This window comes from Cysteiniphilum sp. GTC20157 (assembly GCF_055396795.1).
Genome location: NZ_AP044698.1, coordinates 1,365,717 through 1,387,993, shown reverse-complemented (window position 1 = coordinate 1,387,993; position 22,277 = coordinate 1,365,717). Strand labels below are relative to the sequence as shown.

The 22,277-nt window shown below is 37.8% G+C and carries 22 protein-coding genes; 11 read left to right on the top strand and 11 right to left on the bottom strand.

Annotation, left to right across the window (positions count from 1 at the left end):
* Positions 1 to 78: 78 nt before the first annotated feature.
* Complete coding sequence (locus tag ACZ5V8_RS06290) at positions 79 to 963, bottom strand: LysR family transcriptional regulator (RefSeq protein WP_464217098.1); 885 nt, start codon at positions 961 to 963, stop codon at positions 79 to 81.
* 241 nt (positions 964 to 1,204) lie between these two features.
* On the opposite strand from ACZ5V8_RS06290, the gene ACZ5V8_RS06285 reads away from it, so the two are divergent.
* From ACZ5V8_RS06285 to ACZ5V8_RS06260, 6 genes are all read left to right on the top strand, one after another.
* Positions 1,205 to 2,470, top strand: coding sequence for an MFS transporter (locus ACZ5V8_RS06285; RefSeq protein WP_464217097.1), 1,266 nt, complete (start codon positions 1,205 to 1,207; stop codon positions 2,468 to 2,470).
* A gap of 96 nt (positions 2,471 to 2,566) precedes the next feature.
* Positions 2,567 to 3,493: an ABC transporter ATP-binding protein gene (locus tag ACZ5V8_RS06280; RefSeq protein WP_440617003.1), complete on the top strand. Its 927-nt coding sequence runs from the start codon at positions 2,567 to 2,569 to the stop codon at positions 3,491 to 3,493.
* Between the two features lie 9 nt (positions 3,494 to 3,502).
* Positions 3,503 to 4,282, top strand: coding sequence for an ABC transporter permease (locus ACZ5V8_RS06275; RefSeq protein ID WP_440617004.1), 780 nt, complete (start codon positions 3,503 to 3,505; stop codon positions 4,280 to 4,282).
* A gap of 36 nt (positions 4,283 to 4,318) precedes the next feature.
* On the top strand, positions 4,319 to 5,965 hold the full coding sequence (locus tag ACZ5V8_RS06270) for an NAD+ synthase (RefSeq protein ID WP_464217096.1): 1,647 nt from the start codon (positions 4,319 to 4,321) through the stop codon (positions 5,963 to 5,965).
* A 53-nt stretch (positions 5,966 to 6,018) separates the two neighbouring features.
* Positions 6,019 to 6,324 carry a helix-turn-helix domain-containing protein gene (locus tag ACZ5V8_RS06265; protein ID WP_464217095.1) on the top strand — a complete coding sequence of 102 codons (306 nt, stop codon included), beginning with the start codon at positions 6,019 to 6,021 and terminating at the stop codon, positions 6,322 to 6,324.
* Positions 6,325 to 6,707: 383 nt separating this feature from the next.
* Positions 6,708 to 7,874, top strand: a complete 1,167-nt coding sequence (locus tag ACZ5V8_RS06260; RefSeq protein WP_464217094.1) for an MFS transporter — start codon at positions 6,708 to 6,710, stop codon at positions 7,872 to 7,874.
* A 67-nt stretch (positions 7,875 to 7,941) separates the two neighbouring features.
* Here ACZ5V8_RS06260 and ACZ5V8_RS06255 read toward each other — a convergent pair whose 3' ends face one another.
* The 8 genes from ACZ5V8_RS06255 to ACZ5V8_RS06220 form a co-directional block, all read right to left on the bottom strand.
* On the bottom strand, positions 7,942 to 9,225 hold the full coding sequence (locus ACZ5V8_RS06255) for a replication-associated recombination protein A (RefSeq protein ID WP_464217092.1): 1,284 nt from the start codon (positions 9,223 to 9,225) through the stop codon (positions 7,942 to 7,944).
* Between the two features lie 2 nt (positions 9,226 to 9,227).
* Complete coding sequence (locus ACZ5V8_RS06250) at positions 9,228 to 10,160, bottom strand: Ppx/GppA phosphatase family protein (RefSeq protein WP_464217091.1); 933 nt, start codon at positions 10,158 to 10,160, stop codon at positions 9,228 to 9,230.
* Positions 10,161 to 10,235: 75 nt separating this feature from the next.
* Positions 10,236 to 10,985: an orotidine-5'-phosphate decarboxylase gene (gene pyrF / locus ACZ5V8_RS06245; protein ID WP_464217090.1), complete on the bottom strand. Its 750-nt coding sequence runs from the start codon at positions 10,983 to 10,985 to the stop codon at positions 10,236 to 10,238.
* A gap of 98 nt (positions 10,986 to 11,083) precedes the next feature.
* Positions 11,084 to 13,069 carry a flavohemoglobin expression-modulating QEGLA motif protein gene (locus ACZ5V8_RS06240; RefSeq protein WP_464217089.1) on the bottom strand — a complete coding sequence of 662 codons (1,986 nt, stop codon included), beginning with the start codon at positions 13,067 to 13,069 and terminating at the stop codon, positions 11,084 to 11,086.
* Positions 13,044 to 14,090: a glutathione synthase gene (gshB, locus tag ACZ5V8_RS06235; protein WP_464217088.1), complete on the bottom strand. Its 1,047-nt coding sequence runs from the start codon at positions 14,088 to 14,090 to the stop codon at positions 13,044 to 13,046. Before gshB ends, ACZ5V8_RS06240 begins: the two co-directional genes overlap by 26 nt.
* Before the next feature lie 141 nt (positions 14,091 to 14,231).
* On the bottom strand, positions 14,232 to 14,393 hold the full coding sequence (locus ACZ5V8_RS06230) for a hypothetical protein (protein WP_157968156.1): 162 nt from the start codon (positions 14,391 to 14,393) through the stop codon (positions 14,232 to 14,234).
* A 20-nt stretch (positions 14,394 to 14,413) separates the two neighbouring features.
* Positions 14,414 to 15,613, bottom strand: coding sequence for a cytochrome d ubiquinol oxidase subunit II (gene cydB, locus ACZ5V8_RS06225; protein WP_464217087.1), 1,200 nt, complete (start codon positions 15,611 to 15,613; stop codon positions 14,414 to 14,416).
* Positions 15,614 to 15,615: 2 nt separating this feature from the next.
* Positions 15,616 to 17,229 (bottom strand): cytochrome ubiquinol oxidase subunit I, encoded by a 1,614-nt coding sequence (locus tag ACZ5V8_RS06220; protein ID WP_464217086.1) that lies wholly within the window; start codon positions 17,227 to 17,229, stop codon positions 15,616 to 15,618.
* Positions 17,230 to 17,428: 199 nt separating this feature from the next.
* Here ACZ5V8_RS06220 and ACZ5V8_RS06215 point away from each other — a divergent pair, with 199 nt between their 5' ends.
* From ACZ5V8_RS06215 to waaF, 3 genes are all read left to right on the top strand, one after another.
* A complete protein-coding gene (locus ACZ5V8_RS06215) occupies positions 17,429 to 18,136 on the top strand; it encodes a Crp/Fnr family transcriptional regulator (protein ID WP_464217085.1) in 708 nt (235 codons plus the stop codon).
* A 96-nt stretch (positions 18,137 to 18,232) separates the two neighbouring features.
* A complete protein-coding gene (locus tag ACZ5V8_RS06210; RefSeq protein ID WP_464217084.1) occupies positions 18,233 to 18,424 on the top strand; it encodes a zinc-finger domain-containing protein in 192 nt (63 codons plus the stop codon).
* Positions 18,342 to 19,472 carry a lipopolysaccharide heptosyltransferase II gene (gene waaF, locus ACZ5V8_RS06205; protein ID WP_464217083.1) on the top strand — a complete coding sequence of 377 codons (1,131 nt, stop codon included), beginning with the start codon at positions 18,342 to 18,344 and terminating at the stop codon, positions 19,470 to 19,472. The genes ACZ5V8_RS06210 and waaF overlap by 83 nt, the downstream gene beginning before the upstream one ends.
* On the opposite strand, the gene ACZ5V8_RS06200 is transcribed toward waaF, so the two are convergent.
* On the bottom strand, positions 19,405 to 19,944 hold the full coding sequence (locus ACZ5V8_RS06200) for a chorismate mutase (RefSeq protein WP_464217082.1): 540 nt from the start codon (positions 19,942 to 19,944) through the stop codon (positions 19,405 to 19,407). The genes waaF and ACZ5V8_RS06200 overlap by 68 nt on opposite strands.
* A 124-nt stretch (positions 19,945 to 20,068) precedes the next feature.
* Complete coding sequence (epmB, locus tag ACZ5V8_RS06195) at positions 20,069 to 21,091, bottom strand: EF-P beta-lysylation protein EpmB (protein ID WP_464217081.1); 1,023 nt, start codon at positions 21,089 to 21,091, stop codon at positions 20,069 to 20,071.
* Positions 21,092 to 21,140: 49 nt separating this feature from the next.
* On the opposite strand from epmB, the gene efp reads away from it, so the two are divergent.
* On the top strand, positions 21,141 to 21,710 hold the full coding sequence (efp, locus tag ACZ5V8_RS06190) for an elongation factor P (protein WP_440617019.1): 570 nt from the start codon (positions 21,141 to 21,143) through the stop codon (positions 21,708 to 21,710).
* 13 nt (positions 21,711 to 21,723) lie between these two features.
* Complete coding sequence (orn, locus tag ACZ5V8_RS06185) at positions 21,724 to 22,275, top strand: oligoribonuclease (RefSeq protein WP_464217080.1); 552 nt, start codon at positions 21,724 to 21,726, stop codon at positions 22,273 to 22,275.
* Positions 22,276 to 22,277: the final 2 nt, after the last annotated feature.

Here is a 22,277-nt window from a genome sequence, read left to right as displayed (position 1 = left end):
CCTTAATGTCAAACACAAATCACGCAAATCAAGCAAATATGAAAAAAGCAGCAAGAAATAGGGCTATGACCATAACCACTATAAACTATATTCTTTTAAAAGTGCTTGCATTACCTCTTTACAAACCTGACGCACCCAGCGGTTTTTTTTGTCATGCTTTAAGCGCTCAGGGTAAGATAGTTTAAACGGAAGACCCGGTAAATCAAAAGGTAACGGTAAATGCTTTTTATTAAATATACGTGCCAATATTGTTGAAGCGGTCATTACATATTTATCTTGCAAGAGCTCAGTGGCTGCGCGCAAACTGCTGATTTGTAAACATAGATTGCGTGGGTCAGGATGCCCTAAAATATCTAGTAGCAATTGATTGCTACTACCTTGAGAAAAAACGATATGAGGTAATTGCAGATATTCATCGTAAGAAATGGATTTTTTAGAATCATCAAAGAACGTATCAAACATCAAAACACCTGTCTCATAGCTATAAATTTCATCATTAAACCCTTCAATGTGTGTAGGGATACCAATAACTGCATCAGTGTTTTTTAATGTTTGATCATGTGCTTGAAGTGATATGTAAGATAATGTGGTAATACTAATTTTGTGTTGCTCATTATATTTTAAAAAAGCATCTATAAGTGCTTTGGTGCTTGTTTCAGAAACAGCTTCAGTAATCTGTAATTTGATATGTGTCGGTGTCGTATAGGGGTCAAAATCGTGAACTGGCATTAAACTTAGCATTTCATCGGTGATTCTAATGATTGGATTCACCATGTCTTCAGCTTTTGGTGTTAGTTTCATCTTGTTACCATCACGTATCAAAATATCATCTTTAAACATGCCTCTTAATTTGCCCAAACGCATCGTAATAGCCGGCTGCGAGACATTCATTAATTTAGCAGTTACACTGATATTCTTTTCAATAAGAAGGTGTCGCAAAATCATTAAATCACTGCTGTCCATAGATTATCACCTTAAATATGTTTGATATACACTTTATGATTCATAAATAAACAATAGCAAATATTCTCCATAAGTCCATTTTATAACCTGTTTATAATAATAGTTATTATGACAAGCGTTCGATATGGCTAAACCGTTGTGAAATAAAAAAAGATGTAAAAATTATATTGAGCGCATAAACAATCTACTCTAAGCTTGAACCCCAAGGAATTGAGCACTAAAAAAGGTTGAAAAGTAAAAGATGTCTGAATATAAGCCAGCTAAATTTGCAATGTTGTTTGCACCAATTCTGAGTATGTGTATTTTAACCATCGGTAATACTTTTTATACGACCTATACCACGCTTGAGCTTGAGCGGATGGGGCAGAGTAATTTTATTGTCGGTTTAATTTCTGCAGCTTATTTCACAGGTATGGTGTTAGGGTCTTATTTTACTCAACGACTAATTTTGCGCATTGGTTATATTCGTGGGTATGCATTATTTGCAAGCTTAATGGCAGTAGGTGCGATGTCACAAGGCATTTTTTATGATGTTAGTGTTTGGGCGGTGGCGCGCCTTGTCTGTGGTTATGCATTAGCTGGGCTATTTATTGTTGTTGAAGCATGGTGTTTGGAAGGAGCAGGCAGTAAACACAAAGGTTTGGTGCTGTCAATTTATCTATTTGTCTATTATTTTATACAAGCATCTGGACAGTTTTTACTAAATATTCCTTTTGAAACAGTGCTCTTAGCGTTCTGTATCATTTCGATTTTGGCCACTTTATCGATTATTCCAGTTTGTCTGACACGATTTGAAGCACCAAGGCAAGAGCACGTTGAACTATTATCTCCTTTTGTTCTATTTAAAAAGGCACCACTTGGTATCTGGACAGCAATGACTGCGGGTATGATTCTGGGGAGTATTTACACTATTTACCCATTGTTTCTAAAACAAACTGATGTCCCTGTGCATATCATTTCCTATATGATGTTCGCTATTATTATCGGTGGCATGTTGCTACAACTACCCATTGGCAAAATATCAGATATTATTGATCGTCGTCTCGTTTTATTAATCATGTTAATAGCGTCAGTAGTGGTATCAATTGTGATTTGTATATTACATGACAGCTTTTGGCAATTAGCTATTTTGTCTTTTGTGTTGGGTGGATTGACCTTTACCTTTTATCCATTATCTATCAGTCATTCGAGTGATTATTTGGATGCAGATCAATTGGTGGGAATTGTCGGTATTTTAGCACTATCTTATGGTGTTGGCTCAATGGTGGGACCGTTGTTAACAACATGGCTTATGTCTATTTTTGGTCCTTATGGGTTCTTTACTTTTGTCGGATTTGTTTGCTTCTTATTAGCAGTCTATACGCTATGGCGCTTACGTGCGCGTGAGGCACCTAAAGAAGATGAAAAGGTTGCTTTCCAAACGGTCGCTGCCGAAGCATCCATTGCCACAGAAGCAGTGGTCGAACAACAGTTGATTGATGAAAAAGAGAGTAATGATCAGAAATAATGTGGTTAAGCTGCTATAAAAAAGCACGTATCTCTAGTTAGTTACAAATTGTCTGTTACAATGCTGAACTATCTATAATAAGCAATCGAGTTTACAATGAGTTATACAAAATCGTTGTCTTTGGTTAATGTCAATAAGATATACAAAGGTGGCTTTCATGCAGTAAAAGATGTCAGTTTTGACGTATATCCGGGGGATTTTTTTGCCTTATTAGGGCCTAATGGTGCAGGCAAGTCAACTACACTGGGGATGATCTCAGCACTTGTCAACAAAACCAGTGGCAGCATTGAAGTTTGTGGCTATGATACGCTGAAGTCACCCTTTATGGCGCGCAAGCATTTGGGGGTTATGCCACAAGAGGTGAATTTAAATATCTTTGAAACACCGATGCAAATTTTATTAACACAAGCAGGCTACTTTGGGCTTAATCGCAAGATAACCAAACCTTATGCCGAAAAACTCTTAAAAGATATGGCATTGTGGGATAAAAAGGATGAGCAAGTACGCTTCTTATCCGGTGGTATGAAACGCCGTTTGATGGTGGCGCGTGCACTTATTCATAAGCCTAAAGTATTGATCTTGGATGAGCCAACGGCAGGGGTTGATGTCGAGTTACGTCAATCGCTATGGGAGCAAATGCGTGCATTAAACAAAGAAGGATTAACGATTATCTTAACCACACATTATCTTGAAGAAGCCGAGAGCATGTGTAATCGCATTGCGTTGATTCATCAAGGTAAATTGCACACAAGCTCTGATATGAAAACACTCTTAAGATCAGTCGAAAAAGAGACATATATTTTTGATCTAAAAGAACCACTAACACAAGCTCAGATGCAATGCACCTATGGGCAATGCCAGTTAGTTGATTCAAATACTTTGGAAATTGAAGTGGATAAAAGTGTGACATTAAATCAATTATTTGCTGATTTAAGTCAACAGAATATTGATGTATTAAGTGTTAAGACAAAAACAAATAAACTGGAAAAGCTGTTTATTGATGTTGCAAGAAGTAGGGCATAGGTGGGGAAAATGACATTCAAAGAATACTGGGTTATTTATTACACAATACTAAGAAAAGAAGTGGTGCGTGTACTACGCATTTGGCCGCAAACCTTATTGCCTTCGGCGATTACTATTAGTTTGTATTTTCTAATTTTTGGGAAAGTCGTTGGTGCACGCGTTGGCACGATGGATGGTTTTGGTTATATGCACTTTATCACACCTGGTCTTGTGATTATGGCAGTTATTAATAACTCTTACGCCAATGTCGTGGGCTCATTTTATGGTGCGCGCTTTAATCACTCGATTCAAGAACTCCTAGTATCTCCAGCAACCAATCATTTGATTATTCTGGGCTATGTCTCAGGCGGTGTTGCACGTGGCTTTTTTGTTGGGGTGATGGTGACAATTGTCGCTGGCTTGTTTGGCGGTATTTCAGTTGGATTTAATGGATTGTTGTTAATTTTATTATCGTTTATTTTATGTGGCACTTTGTTTTCGTTAGGTGGACTGTTAAATGGTATTTTCTCGCAAAGCTTTGATGATACAACCATTTTTCCGACTTTTGTATTAACACCATTGATTTATCTTGGTGGCGTGTTTTATGGATTAAGTGCATTACCTCCTTTTTGGCAACATATCGCGCAATATAATCCGTTATTCTATATTGTTGATTTTGTGCGTTACGCATTTATTGGCTACTCATCTGTCAATCCGGTTGTTGCTTTAGTTGCTATCGTGTTATTAATCGCTATTCTTTATAGCTTGGCATGGTATTTGCTATCACGCGGTATTCGCTTAAAGTCTTAAGGGAATAAAAAGAATAAAGGAAGTAAAAGGATATAAATGAAAATTTCAGTCGTTCAATTAAATTACACCATTGCTGATTTCACGCATAACTTTGAAAAAATCTCGCGCGCGATGCATGAGCATAAAGCAGCGGATTTAATCGTTTTCTCTGAGCTTTGTATCACCGGTTATTATCCTTATGATCTATTAACTTACCATGAGGTAATTGATAGACAAAATCAGATCATTGATGAGATTAAAACGCTTACAAAAACGCTTAATACAGCGGTGATAATAGGTGCAGCAACAGCAATAACAGGGCTTAAAAAATTTCACAATAGTGCACTTGTCATTGCCGAAGGTGAGATTATTCATTGTTATCACAAACAGCTTATTCCAAGCTATGGTGTCTTTGATGAGACAAGGCATTTTATTGCCGGACAAAATAAAAAGCTCGATTTCAATTTTAAAGGTCAACGCTTAGCAATTTTGATCTGTGAAGATATTTGGTATGACAATCATCAAGGGTATTTAACAAACCCTATTGATGACTTACCTCTAAACTTGGATGCTTTGATTGTATTAAATGCTTCTCCTTCGATGTGTGGTAAGTTTGGGCAGCGTTTACAGATTGCGAAAAATATCACCAGAAAAATCAAAGCGCCAGTGATCTATAGCTCACAAGTCGGTGGTTATGATGAGCTGATATACGATGGTGCAAGTTTCGCCTGCAATGCCAACTCAGCGCTGATTGCGTTAGCAGAGAGCTTTAAAGAGGGGAGTTTTAGCATTGATCTTAAGCACTTGCCACAAGCAATACTTAAAGCACCATATCAAGACAACCCGCAGGCATTTGTTTTACAACAATTAATATGTGGATTAAAGGATTATGTGCATAAATGTGGATTTAAGGGTGTGGTTGTTGGTTCATCTGGTGGCATTGATAGCGCATTGACTTTGGCTATTGCTACTTTGAGTTTAGGTAAAGATAATGTTAGAGCAATTACAATGCCTTCGGTGTATTCCACTCAAGGTTCGGTGAGCGATTCCGTTGAATTATGTCAAAACTTGAGCGTTGAACTTTTCACACGTGAAATCAAAGAGGAGTTTTTACTCACCTGCAGGAACTTTAGCAAAACGTTTGGAACTGAGCCTAAAAAATTGACCAAAGAGAATATGCAAGCACGTATTCGTGGGCGAATTGTCATGGAATACTCAAATGACACAGGACTTTTAATGCTGACAACGGGGAATAAAAGTGAGCTTGCCGTGGGTTATGCGACACTTTATGGCGACATGTGTGGTGCGCTTAACTGTATTGGTGATTTATATAAGAATGATGTTTATGCTTTATCAAATTATATTAATCAAACATATGGTCAGTTGATCCCGCAAAGCATTATGGATAAAGCGCCATCAGCTGAATTATCAGAAGGGCAGAAAGATTCTGATAGCTTGCCGGATTATTATCACCTTGATGCGATGCTCAAGCTTTATCTTGAGCGTGATTTATTGGCAAATGATGAAATAAAGCGCTTGGAGCAAATTGTTTCTGAAGTAAATTTAACAGAACAGAAAAGAATTTATCGATTAGTTGAATTGACTGAGTTCAAACGCAAACAAGCGCCACAGATTTTATGTATTCAACGCCGTCCGTTTGGTATTGGTCGACGCATGCCAACAACAGCTAAGTTTAATAAGTGATGCCAAGAGGTTTTTCCTCTATGAATTTATAGAAATACAGGAGATTAATGCGCATGAATATTAATGCATATAGTCATCTAAAAGAAATGCTTGGGGAGCGCTTAACATTAGCTATGGCAGTGCGATCTATTAGAGAAACAGATAATATCAGTCAAGGTGATATGGCTAAACAACTAAATGTTACACAGGCATATCTTTCAGATATAGAAAATCGTAGAAAAATGGTCAGCCCTAAAAAGGCAGCAGAAATAGCCGGTCTACTTGGTCAGTCTCAAAAACAGTTTATAAGGCTTGCAATTCAAGACTTACTTGATAGAGACGGATTACACTATGATGTTGATCTTCATGATGTTGCGTAATAACTGGCTTTTATAAAATTGTCTCAGCAGCGAAGTCTTCAGCTTTAGGCGTTACCTTTAGTAGGGTGACTAACCATCCATGGCAGCTCCGCATTGGATCCTCACGCCATCCTGGCTCAGGATGACAAGTAAGAGGCTGTCATTGCGAGCATGGATGCGTGGCAATCCATTTTTATCAGGGATGATTGATTTAACGTCGTTGCAAAGCCTATATTTACAAGCTGCTTCTGGATATTAATTTAACATAATATATATTATGCGAAATATTATTGGAAATAGTGGGAATGACTACTATGCGCATTTATGCTTGTGTTCATCTTGTTAATTAAGGTAAAAACAACTATCATCTTTCATTATGAAAACTGATATGACCATTTATTATCATGGATAAATCCAAAGCGCTTATTGCAATTTTACTTTGTACACCAATATTTGGAATTGGCATTGATCTTTATACGCCATCTTTGCCGCATATGAGTGCTTACTTTAATAGCACGGCAGCAGCAACTAAGTTAAGCATTAGTTTGTTTATGCTTGGTGCATTTATTGGCATGATTGTTTTTGGTACGATTGCTGACGCTTTGGGAAGGCGCAAAATTGTCTTATGGAGTTTGGCGCTTAATGTCATATTTAATATCGCTATTGCATTATCACCTTCCATGTCATGGGTTATTTTTTTCCGTTTTATCACGGGTATTTGTGCAGGAAGTGTGTCATCGATGAATCGCGCGCAAGCCACAGATATCTTTAGCGCACAAGAGATGAAAAAAGTCTCCTCATCGATGACGATTGCTTGGGGGCTTGGACCGATTTTGGCACCCTTTATTGGCGGTTTGTTACAAGAATATATTTCATGGAAAGCAAGCTTTGTGTTTCTCGCTTTTTATTCCTTTATTCTCATGGCATTTGTTTATCGTTATGTGCCCGAAACCCACATACATAAGCATAAATTAAGCTTATCCAAGGTGTTTACTAATTATAAGTTAGTGCTAAGCTGCCAACAATTTCTAGGTGCTATTTTACAAAGTGGCGTGTTGTATATGCTGCTGCTTTATTTTGGGATTATTGGCAGTTTTTATATTCAAGAAATATTACATTATTCTGCCGCAAGTTTCGGTTATATTTCGTTATTTATCGGTATCGCTTATTTTGTCGGGACGATCGTCAGACGCCTATTAAGCTTTGTTGATGATAAAATTCTAATGAATATCTCATTTGTTATTTTGCTTATGAGTAATGTTGTATTCCTTATCATGAGTTTTGCGTTTAGCCAAAGTCTTAGCATATTACTTATTAATATCTTTATCGCCTGCTTTCTTACCGGTATTTTATATCCTATTTACTTAAGTAAAACCTTAAGCTTATTTCCGCAATTAGGAGGTACTGCAGGCGCTATGGCAGGAGCTTCAGTGATGTTAATTATCAGCTTAATGACCTCCATTGCCAGTCTTTTTCGTATCCATACGTTAACAGAGTTTTTTGTGCTTTATCTTGTGACTGTCGTTATTGTAATTATTATTCAAATGCTAACAACCACAAAAAAAGCTTAAAAATGCCGTTGGTGTCGTTTCAAAAAAACCATTGACAACAATAATGTAAATAATTATTTAAGATATCTCATATTTTGTGTTTTGATTTTAAATAGATGAGCTTTTGCGCAATTTTACTCTCAAGTCCCCTATCCGTTGGATAGTAATATTGGTGAGTTACACCTTCCGGTAGATAACGCTGATTAACATATGCATCTGGAAAATCATGTGGGTATTTATAGCTTTGCCCTATTACCTCTCCGGCAGGTTTTACATTACGCAAATGCATTGGCACACTGACATCTGAATGATTTTTTAAATCACTAAAAACATTCTTATATGCCATGTATGAGGCATTACTTTTAGGCGCTGAAGCTAAATAAATCGCTGCTTGAATTAATGGCAAGCGCCCTTCTGGTAAACCTAAACGTTCATACGATTGCCATGCATCTAATGCAACGTTTAGCGCACGTGGATCGGCATTACCAATATCTTCTGAGGCAATACACAGCATACGCCGTGCAATCACTAAAGGATCAGCACCACTTTCGATCATATTAGCAAGCCAGAAAATAGCCGCATCAGGATCAGAGCCGCGCACTGACTTGTGAAATGCCGATAACTGGTCGTAGAAATAATCACCTTGCTTATCGAGCTTATGCGCGTTTTCACCCAGTGCAATGTTTAGCAATTCATCATTTAATTCAATCGGTTTTTCTTGACTGGTATCTGCCATTAAAAAGAGCATTTCAAGAACATTAAGTGCTTGCCTACAATCTCCTTTGGCATAATGATATATTTTATCAATGACTGTATCGGGTAATGTTAGTTCGTGTGCTGATAGTGTTTCATCGTAGATAAGCACATATTGCAAAAGCTCACTGATATCTTCAAGAGACAATGGCTTTAAGCGCAGCACCGTTAAACGCGATAATAATGCATTATTAACTGAAAAAAATGGATTCTCTGTGGTCGCACCAATTAAAATTAAATCACCACTTTCAACATGAGGTAATAATGCATCTTGCTGCGATTTATTAAAGCGATGAATCTCATCTAAAAATAAAATAGTTGCCTGTTTATGCTCAGCAAAATGCATTTTTGCGGATTCCACGGCAAGCTTAATATCTTTAACTCCTGCACTTACCGCCGATAATTCTATAAATTGATAGGAAAGCTCATGAGCTAAGACTTTGGCCAAAGTGGTTTTGCCCACCCCAGGATCACCATAGAAGATCATCGATACGATATGTGACTTATCAAGCATCCGTGTTAGTATCTTTTGCTCACCTAACAAATGTCGCTGACCAACATAGTGCTTGATGTTTTTAGGGCGCATTCGATAGGCTAATGGTGCTTGAGCATAAGACATGGCTAATCCTTATTGTTTTGATAATTATTGACGATTTCGTATAACATGCCTTCACGCAATGCGCCATCTGATTTCAACATGTTTTTAATCGATAAACGATTAAACAGTGCATAGAGTACACAAAACCCACCCGCTAAGATGTTTTCGCGATCTGTCCTTAGACCATTGAAGTGAATATTAGCAACCACCTTCTTTTGTAATAACTCAGCAGCTAAATTTTCTAGCACTTCACGCGTAATACTGCCATCTGACCAGTTATTTGCTAATGCTAAATCCGCAATCGAGCGAATAGTACCAGAGGATCCCAACACAACTTCCCAACCCTTTTGAATATATTCTGTGGCAATTGGTTCAATCAACGTGTGTGCATAGGTAATCGCCTGCGTCATATTGGAGAGACTTAGTAAACCATCATTAAAAAATTGATTTTGCATGCTGACACAACCCATTTCAAGACTAACTAACGCCTTTAGATTCTGTCCTTTGCCAATGACTAGTTCTGTTGAACCACCACCAATATCAATAATCAAGGCTTGTTTCTTTTTGGCTTGAGTTACAGATGAAGCACCTACATAGACAAGACGCGCTTCTTCTTCACCTGAGATAACTTCAATCTTTGTTTTTAAGATATGCCGAGCTTCTGTTAAAAAGTCTTGAATATTATTTTTTGCCTTACGCAATGTATATGTGCCAACGACTTTTACCTCATCTACTTGATAATGGTCAATCGATAAGCCAAAGTTTTGCAGGCATTCCAAAGCACGTGCTTTGGCTTCATCAGTAAGCCCCATGTCATCGGTAAGTCCTGCCCTTAATTGCACTTTGCTTTTACCACGATATAGCTCTTTGATATCACCCTCAGTCGTCACCTCAGAGATAAGCATATGAAAACTATTAGAACCCAAATCGATTGTCGCCACTTTTTTACTCGACATAATGTATTATTTTTCCCAATTTTTTCTATCCATTGGCATCATAGCATAGCAACCAGTAATGCCAAAGGTATTCATTTATTGACTCAACAACTCCCAAGCTTGTTCTTTGTATGAACAAGCTGCTGATCTAGGATTATTTGCTCCGTAGATCCCTCTGCCCACAATAATAATATCTGCTTTCTTCTGCATGATGACATGTTCTGGCGTATTATAGTTTTGTCCTAGATTATCCCCTTTAGATTCAAAGTTAACCCCAGGCGTCATCGTGATTAAATCATTATCTTGACTTAATTTTTCTTGCGCAATAAAACCCATGACAAAGTCTTTGTGATTTTCTGCTTCAAACACTGTTGTTTGCATGTATTCATCACTAAATAAATTACCTTTACTACTCATTTGTGCCAAAAGGAGCAAACCAATATCATGCCCTTTACACCCTTCTTTTAACCCATCAATAATGCCAACACCAGGCAAAAGGTGGGCATTGATAATATCTGCCCATTGGGCAATATGATAAATCCCATCACGCACTTGGTGACAAACAGTGTTACCAATATCGGCAAATTTACGATCTTCAAAGATAAGAAAACCTGCTTCATCTGCAATTTGGCGTAATTCTTTTGTTAATTGTGGTGTGAAGTCAGACACAATATCAATATGGGTTTTCAAAATAGCAATATGATCCGCTGTTTGCTCAACAAGCTTTAAAAGTGATTTACTATCAGTAACATCAGCTGAAAGTGCTAAATTAGTTTTTTTGTTTTGTACAATTTTGTGTAATTTTTGTGTGACCGGATGCGTTGATTGAGCATAAGGAACTAGCATATATTTCAAACCTAACTGGATAAGTGATTTGAGCGCAAACTATAACATAGGCACCCTTAAGCGTCTATGAATGACATTGAATATTTTAATGATTTTAATTATTTAATCGACTGCATCAAATAACGAATAATCTGATCATCGGCATCAACTGTTGGTGATTGGTAACTTACGGGAATAAGCTTAGGTGCTATCAAATACCCTTCTTTAGCAATTTTATGCAGGTTATCAAGATACTTAAGACTGGTCTTACCAGTAAATAACAGATTAATATCCATCTTTTGATGCGCGTCAATGACTTCACGTAAGCCGCTGAGATATAAAAAGTCTTTGCTAAAGCCACCACCACGATAAGCACGCGCGACCAAACGAAAACAAGCATGTGACTCAAGCCCGCTAATCGAGCGCAAATAATGATAGGTTTTAGAAAACTGCATGTGTTTTATCATATGTTCAACAGCAATAACACGAAGTGCTAATTCATGCAGGCGCTTAATCGTGAGGTTTCCAGATAAATACTCACTAAAAATTGCCAAACCTTCTTGCGTATGCGTATTATTTGGCAAGCCTAAACGCAGTAAGGACAAAGGCTGAGCCTCAGCATTAATCGTTGTTAATGCATGCACACCGACCTCATGATGGATCAACGCTTGTAATTCTTTATGATTGAATTTGGCATTTTTATTAATCACCACTTCTTTTTTGCCATTATCAACCATTGCTTTGGCAATAATCTGATCGGAAAGTTTGATTTTAAAGTCAATTTGATAATTCTGAATGACCTCTTCAAAGGCACTGATAAGCTCATCACCTTCATAACTTAATTTGCATGGTTTAGTGATATCCGGTGCATGCAGTAAAAAGTTGGCATTAGCAATATCACGGTTACTCGGTTCACCATAAATACGTAAACTATTATAGAAAAATTCATCTTTGCCAACACTTGTTAAAAGATCGACATTTAAAGCAATCGAGTCGATCACCTCGCAATATAACTGCCTTAATGCAGGAGATTCAACATCATGCAAAGGTAAATGATAAAGCTTCTCTCTAAATTCAAAAGGGTTGATTCTTAACTGGCGATAATGAAACTTCGGCTCATAATCACCACGCTTTTGAAAAAATTTCTTCTTCTCGGTGTAAAAATTCACAGGGTTAACATAATTAAGCACATCGATTTTGTGCGATAATTGAAAAAGTCGTTTATCAAAAGCAAGTAACCCTTTATCGAGCAAAGGTTTTTTATGACGAACTTGACGAGGCGTCTTACTAAACCCTTCCATTGTTTTATAAACTGCACTTTGTAAGCCTTGGGCAATCGCCTCAATGACCAGAGGATAACTCTCACTACTTAACTCATCCATATAGATTTTTTTGACTTCTAAGGGTATGAGTAAGGTGTTTTTAAAATGTGTATGGATAAACTCAGCCTGATAAGCGCGTCCATAAAACACCAGATCCTGCTCAACAGTCGTTTCAATATTTGGGATAGCCATTTCAGTTAACAGTGCTAGGCTGAATTTTTTAAGTGTATTATGCCATTTACGCTTATTGATAAAATGTGTGCCAATGTTAAACACCGGTGTGATTTTATCCTTAATACGTTGATAATTATAACTGTGTACATCGATAACACAGCATTTTTGATGAGTGCTTTCAATTGCAGTCACAAGCGCTGAAAGCACCTCATAATAACTTGTATGCTTAGCAAGTATTGCATTCGTTACTTTACTGGCAAGTGGCGTGTGCCAAACGGCTTTACCCCAGGCAGTATAATAAATACATGAATCTGGTGTGCGATTGAGATCATACGCATAACGCGAATCATGGGCAATTAATGTTATTGGCAGTCCAGTAATAAAATGATCAGTAAATGGATCTTCTTCAAAATAGCGCTCAGTTTCAGTGAGCTTACAGTGAGATTTAAGCGCGCTATCAAAGTTGCTACCCGCATGAATAGCGGTAGCAATAAATGGCGCATAATCACGAATGGAAATACTAAATCCACCATGATCAACCGTTGCCTCAAAGCATTCATGAGATTTTATTTTATCAATAATTTCATTGGTCGTTAGCGTTAGCATCATCAATCACCTTGGTTAATAACTTCTTATGTTTGATCAAATTTTTGCGTGTGACTACAATATTCTCCAAGAAATCAATGACTTTTTCTTGTAGTTTGACTTTGTTTAACATGTTTATCCGTGAGATACCACCTGGACTTTGGACATTAACTTCAATCAACTTGCCATTGATGATATCAACTCCAACAAAATAAAGTCCATCTTCTACTAATTTAGGACCAATAAACTTGCATAGTGCTTTTTCTTGCTTTGTTAAACTATGTTTTTGTACATGCCCTCCCGCGTGAATGTTTGAGCGAATATCATCTTTAGCAGGTACACGCTTCATTGCGCCAATGGGCTCACCATTGAGCATGAGAATTCGTACATCGCCCTCTTCAGCACCATCAACATACTCTTGCAAAATAACATAATTGCCTTTGGAGTTTTTATCCCCTATATAGAAATCAAGTAATGATTTGAAGTTTGATGAAGCTTTCTTTTCAACCACAATCACACCTTCACCACCAAAACCATTTAAGGGTTTTAAAATCATCTTTTCGCCGGGTGATTCCTCAAGTACACGCTGTAGATACTCACGGTTTTTTGAAGCGTGTGTTACTGGAATAAACTGATTTTCATGATCATTAAAGCCTGCAGTATAAAGCTTATTATTAGCGATTCTAAGCCCATTTAAGCTATTCATAATAAAGGTATCTGAATGAATTGAATCAAGGAAATTTAATGCCAAATTATCCAACGGTGGATTATCACGCATAAAGATCACATCAAAACCTGATAATGGCAATTGGCAACGTTTAAACTTAGCATTATTATAAAAGGACACAAAACTTGAGCTTATCTTTGTTTCTTTGGTAAAAACATCCGCATAGGCCTGTGCAACGCTATCACGAATCGTGAGGTTACTAGGTGTTGCAATCGCAACCATATGCCCTCTTTTAACACATTCGTGAATCAAACGCAGGGTTGAATCCATCTTTGGTTCAACACGCTCCCAAGGGTACATAATAAAGCATATTCTCATGTGTATTTCCTATTTTCTTATGCCAATTTGGCAATCCATGCGCATCTTAATCACAAATAAGTGTAGTGTAAAATAAAAAATATGTCGTGCATGAAGAAGGATATTTGATGGAAAGATGATTCCATCGGAGAAATTGACTTGTTATTCGCTTTCAGCTGGTAGGTTTTTGTCAACACTATGAGCGACAGTGCAACCGGCAACTACTGCAGTAAAAGCTGTTGCTAACCAGAATATATAAAAGCTTTCAAATACATAGGACAACACCAAAGCGGCAATGCCAATAATCCATAAAATTAACTTCATTTTAAAACCTCTTAGTTTTCTTAATATAACTCATGTGAGCGTTGTTCAACTTCTTGTGCGGTCATTTTTGCATCTCTGCCCCACATTTTCTTGTAAACAAAGGTCGTGTAGATAAAAATGATTGGCAACATGATCACTGCCACAACCAATATGCCAATTAACGAAGTCAATGAACTACTTGAGTTCCAAAGCACCATACTTTGCATAGGTTCAATGCTTGATGGCATGATAAATGGAAATAAACTAAATCCTAGTGTGAACACGGCACCAAAACATGCAATGACACTGCCTGAAAACGCAAGTAATGGCTTAGGTTTTTTGGCAAAGCTTAACACCATAATTGCACCAACGAAGCCAAGGATAGGCGCGATTAGCATCCAAATATGGTTGCCGTAATTAGTCCACCAACCGCCTTGTGTTACCGTTACAACACCACCAGTTAATGGGTGATTGATTGCTTGTGAATACGTGCTTAAGTCGCCTGCTAACTGCCAATGAAAGCCAGGAAGAAAGATAAGCCAAATACCACCAATAGCAAATAGGATGATAAAAAGCCACGCAGTCACTTTCTGAATTTTAACAAAACGATCTAATAACACGCCACTGGTGCGCATTGCACAATAGGATGCGCCATGCATAATCGACATAACCACAGCAAAGATGCCAATTAATAATGCAAAAGGTCTTAGTAAGCCAATCAGTGAGATAAAGGCAGGTTCTTGCACCAATGCTTTGGTTTCACCATAGTAAAAACGCAAAGAATGTGGGTCAAATTGAAATGGTAAGCCTAAGAATAAATTGCCAATAGCCACACCAATAATCAAGATGGGAATCAAGCTACCTAAGCATAGCATCCAATCCCAGAAACCTGCCCACTTGGTATTTTCAATTTTATGGCGATACTCAAAGGCAACAGGACGTAAAAACAAGCCCCAAAGCACAACCAAAACACCTAAATACATGCCTGAGAATGATCCGGCATAGACACGTGGCCAAATGGCAAATAACCCAGCACCTGCGGTGATTAACCAGACTTGGTTGCCATCCCATGTTGGTGCAACAATATTGATAATCGCACGTTTTTCATTGTCATTTTTACCAACAAAACGCGCAAGAATGCCCGCACCAAAGTCAAAGCACATCGTTGCGGCCGTCAAGAACATGATAAGACCAACCGCTAACCAGCTTAATAACTGAATAACACTATATAAATCGATCATTATTACTTCTCCTTCGTGATTGCTGGTGCTTTATTAAGAACTTTGCTTGGTCCTAAACGTGCAAACTTAAACATCAAATACATTTCAACAGCAAACAATAAGGCGTAGAACAGGCAGAATACGGCTAGCGTAAACAAAATATCCCAGCCATTAATCATTGATGAGCTTACGGTTGTTGGCAATATATCATACACTGTCCATGGTTGGCGTCCGTGTTCGGTAACGATCCAGCCACACAAGCAAGCAATCCAAGGTAATGGAATCATATAAAGCATCGTTCGTAAAACCCAACGCTTCTCCCATAAAGTTTTTCTAAAGAGCAAGATCAAACCGCCAACCATAACTAAGAACATAAAGACACCAATGCCAACCATAATTCTGAATGTCCAGAATATGGTTGAAACATTTGGCACTGTATCTAAGGCTGCAGCACGAATTTGTTGAGAAGTCGCTTGAGTTAATGGTTCACCGACTGGTAAATAACGCAACAGCAACATGCCATACCCCAGATCTTGGTGATATTCGTTATAAGTAGCGTAGTCACTTTTTGCTGCCGAGCCATCGCGCATTTTCATCATTGCCTCATAGGCTTTCGCGCCATTGGCAATGCGTGTGGTAACTGCTGGAATCTCTTTGCCGGTTATCACATCAGTGTAGCCATCAAACAATATGGTGTTGACGCCATAAATCTTCTGATCAAATGAATGCGTTGCTAATAGACCTAATAATTTAGGTACTTGAATTGAGAAATCATTCTTGCGTTCAGATTGGTTAGGGAATGCTATAACATTAAAATTCGCAGGAGGCGTTTGCGTGCCCCATTCTGCTTCAATCGCCGCCAGTTTCATAGGCTGATATTTATACGCCAAAATACCCTGCTCATCACCCATCACCATCACCATTAATGAAGCGATTAAACCAAAGCCTAGACCAACACCCATGGAGCGCTTAGCAAAGGCAATATCACTTTTACTTTTCTTGCGCAGCAAGTAAAAAGCGCTAATACCAATGACAAAAACAGACGATGTTATGTAACCAGCAATTACCGTATGAGCAAAGCCAATTTGAGCTATTGGATTAATAAATAAATCCCATAAATGCGTTGTTTCCATACGCATCGTTTGCCAAACAAACTCGCCACCGGCAGGGACTTGCATAAAGCCATTAGCAACGAGAATTAACAATGCAGATAAATTTGAACCAATTGCCAAGCAGAATGTTACACATAGATGCTGTTTCTTAGAAAGCTTGTTCCAACCTAAGAAGAACATACCAACAAAGGTTGACTCAAGCATAAAGGCAACTAAGCCTTCAATTGCCAATGGTGTTCCAAAAATATCACCAACAAATTGTGAATAATATGCCCAATTTAAACCAAATGAAAACTCCATCGTTAAACCTGACAAAACACCTACTGCAAAGTTAATTCCAAGGAGTTTTCCCCAGAACTTGGTCATGTCTTTATAGACTTGTTTGCCAGTAATGACATACATAAGCTCCATCGTGAAAATAATCCACGTAAGCCCCAGTGTCAATGGTACAAAAATAAAGTGAAAGCAGGCGACAAAGGCAAATTGCCAACGCGCAAGCTCCACCGATAATAGACTTGGTATCATTTATACTACCCTTCATTATGATTGAACGTTTTTATCGACACCATGCCTATAGCAAAGCATCTTAGTGCCATTGTAGTTTGAGTTATTAGCAAGCTAAACTATCAAAGATAAATCAATGAAGTAAGCTTGCTGTTTATTGACATAAATCAAGTTTTTGGCACAATGATTGATATCTCTTTTTAGAATAAGAAACAAATTCATGGTGATACGCCCAATACATAAATCAACTGATCGCCCTAAAACTTGTCATTTTTGTGATTGCCGTGATTTATGTAGTGCACTTAATATTAATCCGTTTGATGATGACAAAACACTAACTAAGGTGAAGTCTATTGTGGTTAATGTTAAAAAAGGCGATGCGTTATATACAATCAATCGTAATCTAACTGCCTTTTATAGTGTGCGCGCTGGTAGCTTTAAACTGGTGAATGCTCATGAACATATCGTTGATTTTTGTCTACAAGGTGACGCGTTTGGATTTGATGGCATTGAGGCAAGTACGCATCAATTAAATGCAATTGCCTTAGAGGATAGTACGGTATGTGGTTTTGATTACCATAGTTTTGTACAAGCCATTTCAAATGATACGCTATCTAATTTAGATTTTTTGCAATTAATGAGTAAAAAATTTAACGCTGCCATTCATCTTGTTGATGCAAACTGTGAGGCGCATATTAAATTAGCACAGTTTATTTATCGATTAAGCACCCATCAAAAACGCTGTGGTTACTCCAACACATTCTTTACTTTACCGATGAAGCACTTAGAAATTGCCAATCATCTCAACCTAAGTATTGAGACAATTTCGCGCGCCTTTAAAACACTTGCCAAAGATGGTATCGTTCAAGCTAAGCACAAGGAGATTACGATATTAGATAAGGTGAAACTTAAAGCGCTCGTATCATAAACTTTTCACACTTAATTCAAACTAGACGAATTGTCGCAACCAATACGCTATGCTACACTACGCGTCATTATGCATAGTTAGCTAGAGTGTTTATTTATGTCTAAAGATATTCAAACCGTCAAAGTGTCCAGTGGACAAAGAATCTGTTGCCCTATTCCTGAACACGCTTCTTGGAACCAACATCCACGCGTATATATAGACCTACATGATCAAAACGAAGGCGTCTGTCCCTACTGCAGTACGCGCTTTGTTGTCGTTGATAATGACCAAACTGTCTCTGATGCGTAAATATCTTATTATTGCGCCTAGTTGGGTTGGTGATATGGTGATGTCGCAATCGCTTTATCGCTTTCTCAAATCACAAGATCTCAATTGTATTATCGATATCGCAGCGCCCAAACATTGTTGTGACCTAGCGCAGTTTATGCCTGAAATTAATGAAGCCTTTGAGCTTGAATTTAAGCATGGTCAATTTAGCTTTAGTGCACGTAAACAAAAAGCCCTTGAATTTAAAGGCAAAGATTATAGTGATGCCATTGTATTACCCAATTCATGGAAATCGGCACTCATTCCTTTTTTTGCCCACATTAAAAAACGCACAGGTTGGCATGGTGAAATGCGTTTTGTGCTGTTAAATGACCGCCGTAAACTCAATAAAACAAAATATCCCTTAATGATTGAGCGTTTTTGCGCATTAGGCATTGCTAAAAAAGAACACTTACCCACAAAGCTGCCCTACCCTAAGTTTAATGTTGATAGTAACCTCGTTGAAACGACACTGGCTAAGTATCGTTTAAGCAAAGATAAAGCGATTATCGCGCTGTGCCCGGGGGCTGAGTTTGGTCCTGCTAAAAAATGGCCAAGTGCTTATTATACTGAGCTTGCGCAATATCTTTTAGATCAGAATTATCAAGTGCTTTTATTAGGTGGGACTAAAGATCAGCAAACCACATCAGATATTAGCAAAGGCTGCAATCATCACGCCCATTTATTTAATTTAGCAGGAAAAACCACTCTATCAGAAGCCGTTTATCTGTTAGCAAGTTGCCAAAGGGTCATCAGTAATGATTCAGGGTTAATGCATATCGCTTGTGCGCTTAATATTCCAACCTTAGTTATTTATGGCTCAACTTCTGATAAGTTCACTCCACCATTAAATACATTGGCGAAAAGTGTTTATCTTGAGGATCTTGACTGTCGTCCTTGTTTTAAACGTGAATGCCCATTAGAGCACATGGATTGTATGAATAAATTGCTCCCACAAAAGATTATTGCTGAGCTTGAGAAATTGCCACTAAGCTTGCCAACATCATATTCACATAATCCGGACTACTAGGTACCCCTTGAACTTTATTCATTGCTTGTTTAAATGCTTTTGAACTTATTGCTAATGAGCAGCGCTTAAGCGATGGCAATGCCTCTTTAATCGCAGGATAAAGTGATTTATCAACACTACTTATCGTCGCTCTTAATTTCGTTAGATCTAAATCTTTATGATCAAAGCTTTTAGGATCAGAGATCCATTTGTCTAGCCAATATTGTTCAATAAACTTTGACATATCCATTTGTAATTGACTAAACATTAAGGTTGGATAAAGTGGCAAACCCTCCTTCTTAGCAATTGCTTGAACGTTTTGTAACACCTTTATCTCACGCGCTGGTGCGTAAATATTTGTTTTATCTGAGTATTTATCAGCAGCGACTAATTGCATCACTTCAGCCCGTTTTGCAATTAAATTAAATGCATTGGTGAGTTTGCTGCTATCACAATCAGAGGCATGCGCCACACTGGTTAATACTACTGCCATAAAACATACCTTTGTTACTTTATTGATTATTTTTAACATTATTTCCTTCTCATGATAAAGCCGTAAAATCAATAATATTAAGCTATATCAAATCGTTAGTTTCAATGCTTTTATGCAAAAAACATTAATTTATCCAAGTCTTTGCCATTTCATGCGCCACTTCTCGCACCAATTTAGGAACAAGATAGCCTGAGGTTAATGATTTAAGCCTGGTATGTATTTCTTTGGCTGTTATCTCATCAACATCAAAGTGCGCTGCCCCTTTGACTTTATCCAACACATGTAAATAATATGGTATTACACCAGTAGCAAAAAGTGCTTCAGATAAAGCTTTTAATATATGTGCATTATCATTAACGCCTTTAAGTAACGTTGATTGATTGAGTAAAGTAAACTGTGACTGATTCTTAAGTGCTGCCAAAGCAGTCGTGACATCGTCATTAATTTCATTGGCATGATTGGCGTGAATGACCATAATTTTTTGTAATTGCGTTTCTTTAAACACATCAATCAACTCAGGAGTGATTCGCTCAGGCAATACTATAGGTATTCTTGTATGAATGCGCAAACGTTTGATATGTGGAATATCCTCTATTTGCGCCAAAAACCATTTCAATAACAGATCATTATGCATGAGTGGATCGCCGCCGGATAAAATGACTTCGTCAAGCTCTATGTTTTTGCGAATATACTCAAAAGCATCAAGCCACAATGCTTTTGATTGTGTTTGCGCTTGATAATCATACTCTCGACGAAAGCAATAACGACAATGGACGGCACACGCTGGATGAAGTATTAATAATGTGCGATTTTTATACTTATGCAAAACGCCTTTTGTCGGATTAAAATCCGCTTCTTGTAAGGGATCATCAATATAGCCATTGGGCAACTCAAACTCTTTTGCTGAAGGTAAGACTTGCAATAATAATGGGTCATTGATGTTACCCTTTTGCATACGTGACGCAAAGCTTAATGGAATACGCATTGGAAATGATTGAAGTGTCGGAATATCATAAGACACCGGATCAATTTCCAAAAATTGCGCCAAAGCTTGCCAATGTGCAAAACCTGTTGCCAATGCATGCTTCCAATCTGCATTTTTGCTATGCGCTTTATTCTGTTGCTTGACGTGTTTTTCGTGTATCATGTTCGACGTTTTGAAATAAAGTAGCGCTAATATACTAAAGAGGAAAAAGATGGCAAGTTTTAGTACAAACGAATTCAAAAATGGTTTGAAGCTTTTACTCGATGGCAATCCAATGGTTATCGTTGAAAACGAGTTTGTGAAGCCAGGTAAAGGTCAAGCATTTAATCGTGTCAAGTTACGTAATCTAAAAAATGGGCGCGTGATTGAGAAGACATTTAAATCAGGTGAATCCGTTGATGCAGCAGATGTTCTAGAAGTAGCAGCAAGCTATTCATACTTTGATGGTGAGTTTTATGTTTTCATGCATGATGAAACATTTGAGCAATACAATGTTACTGAAATAGCATTAGCTGATAGTAAAAAATGGATCAAAGAGCAAGATCAATGTGCTATCACTTTGTTCAATGGCGAACCCATTAGTGTGACACCGCCAAATTTTGTGCAACTTAAAATTGTTGAAACAGACCCAGGATTAAAGGGAGATACCGCGGGCACAGGTGGTAAACCGGCAACACTTGAAACAGGTGCTGTGGTTAAAGTGCCTTTATTTGTTCAAATTGACGAGATCGTCAAAGTTGATACACGTACCGGTGAGTACGTTTCACGCGCTAAGGACTAAGGTTGTGAGCGACGTGGCACAAACAAAAAGCAACCTTATTTGGCTTGACCTTGAGATGACAGGTCTTGAGATAGACTCTTGTCATATTATTGAAATCGCTGCGATTATCACTGATCCAGATTTGAATATCTTGGCTGAATCGCCTGCTATTGCCATTCATCAAAATGAAAACGTGTTAAAAAATATGAATTCATGGTGTGTTAAAACGCATGGTCAATCAGGCTTAACGGAACGTGTCAGACAAAGTGACATTGGTTTAAACGAAGCAGAACAATTGATTTTGGATTTCATTAAGCCGTATGTCAAAAAAGGTCAATCCCCCTTATGTGGTAACTCTGTTTGGCAAGATCGCAAATTTTTAGCAAAATATATGCCCACTTTAGAGGACTATTTCCATTACCGCCTGTTTGATGTAAGTTCTTTTAAAATTGCAGCCTCCTTCTGGCGACCAGAGCTATTGCAGCAATTCAATAAAGAAAGCACCCATTTGGCTTTAGATGATATTAAAGAGTCCATAGATGAGATGAAGTTTTATCAGACAAACTTATTAAATCTAGATGCATAGCC

Coding starts and splice junctions, on each gene's coding strand:
- ACZ5V8_RS06255 (WP_464217092.1), bottom strand. CDS start 9,225: ATGTCTTATGCTCAAGCACCATTAGCCTATCGAATGCGCCCTAAAAAC.
- pyrF (WP_464217090.1), bottom strand. CDS start 10,985: ATGCTAGTTCCTTATGCTCAATCAACGCATCCGGTCACACAAAAATTA.
- ACZ5V8_RS06270 (WP_464217096.1), top strand. CDS start 4,319: ATGAAAATTTCAGTCGTTCAATTAAATTACACCATTGCTGATTTCACG.
- ACZ5V8_RS06215 (WP_464217085.1), top strand. CDS start 17,429: ATGGTGATACGCCCAATACATAAATCAACTGATCGCCCTAAAACTTGT.
- ACZ5V8_RS06200 (WP_464217082.1), bottom strand. CDS start 19,944: ATGGCAGTAGTATTAACCAGTGTGGCGCATGCCTCTGATTGTGATAGC.
- ACZ5V8_RS06220 (WP_464217086.1), bottom strand. CDS start 17,229: ATGATACCAAGTCTATTATCGGTGGAGCTTGCGCGTTGGCAATTTGCC.
- ACZ5V8_RS06250 (WP_464217091.1), bottom strand. CDS start 10,160: ATGTCGAGTAAAAAAGTGGCGACAATCGATTTGGGTTCTAATAGTTTT.
- ACZ5V8_RS06275 (WP_440617004.1), top strand. CDS start 3,503: ATGACATTCAAAGAATACTGGGTTATTTATTACACAATACTAAGAAAA.
- epmB (WP_464217081.1), bottom strand. CDS start 21,091: ATGATACACGAAAAACACGTCAAGCAACAGAATAAAGCGCATAGCAAA.
- ACZ5V8_RS06240 (WP_464217089.1), bottom strand. CDS start 13,069: ATGATGCTAACGCTAACGACCAATGAAATTATTGATAAAATAAAATCT.
- ACZ5V8_RS06230 (WP_157968156.1), bottom strand. CDS start 14,393: ATGAAGTTAATTTTATGGATTATTGGCATTGCCGCTTTGGTGTTGTCC.
- ACZ5V8_RS06280 (WP_440617003.1), top strand. CDS start 2,567: ATGAGTTATACAAAATCGTTGTCTTTGGTTAATGTCAATAAGATATAC.
- ACZ5V8_RS06285 (WP_464217097.1), top strand. CDS start 1,205: ATGTCTGAATATAAGCCAGCTAAATTTGCAATGTTGTTTGCACCAATT.
- efp (WP_440617019.1), top strand. CDS start 21,141: ATGGCAAGTTTTAGTACAAACGAATTCAAAAATGGTTTGAAGCTTTTA.
- ACZ5V8_RS06265 (WP_464217095.1), top strand. CDS start 6,019: ATGAATATTAATGCATATAGTCATCTAAAAGAAATGCTTGGGGAGCGC.
- cydB (WP_464217087.1), bottom strand. CDS start 15,613: ATGATCGATTTATATAGTGTTATTCAGTTATTAAGCTGGTTAGCGGTT.
- ACZ5V8_RS06260 (WP_464217094.1), top strand. CDS start 6,708: ATGGATAAATCCAAAGCGCTTATTGCAATTTTACTTTGTACACCAATA.
- gshB (WP_464217088.1), bottom strand. CDS start 14,090: ATGAGAATATGCTTTATTATGTACCCTTGGGAGCGTGTTGAACCAAAG.
- ACZ5V8_RS06210 (WP_464217084.1), top strand. CDS start 18,233: ATGTCTAAAGATATTCAAACCGTCAAAGTGTCCAGTGGACAAAGAATC.
- waaF (WP_464217083.1), top strand. CDS start 18,342: ATGATCAAAACGAAGGCGTCTGTCCCTACTGCAGTACGCGCTTTGTTG.
- ACZ5V8_RS06290 (WP_464217098.1), bottom strand. CDS start 963: ATGGACAGCAGTGATTTAATGATTTTGCGACACCTTCTTATTGAAAAG.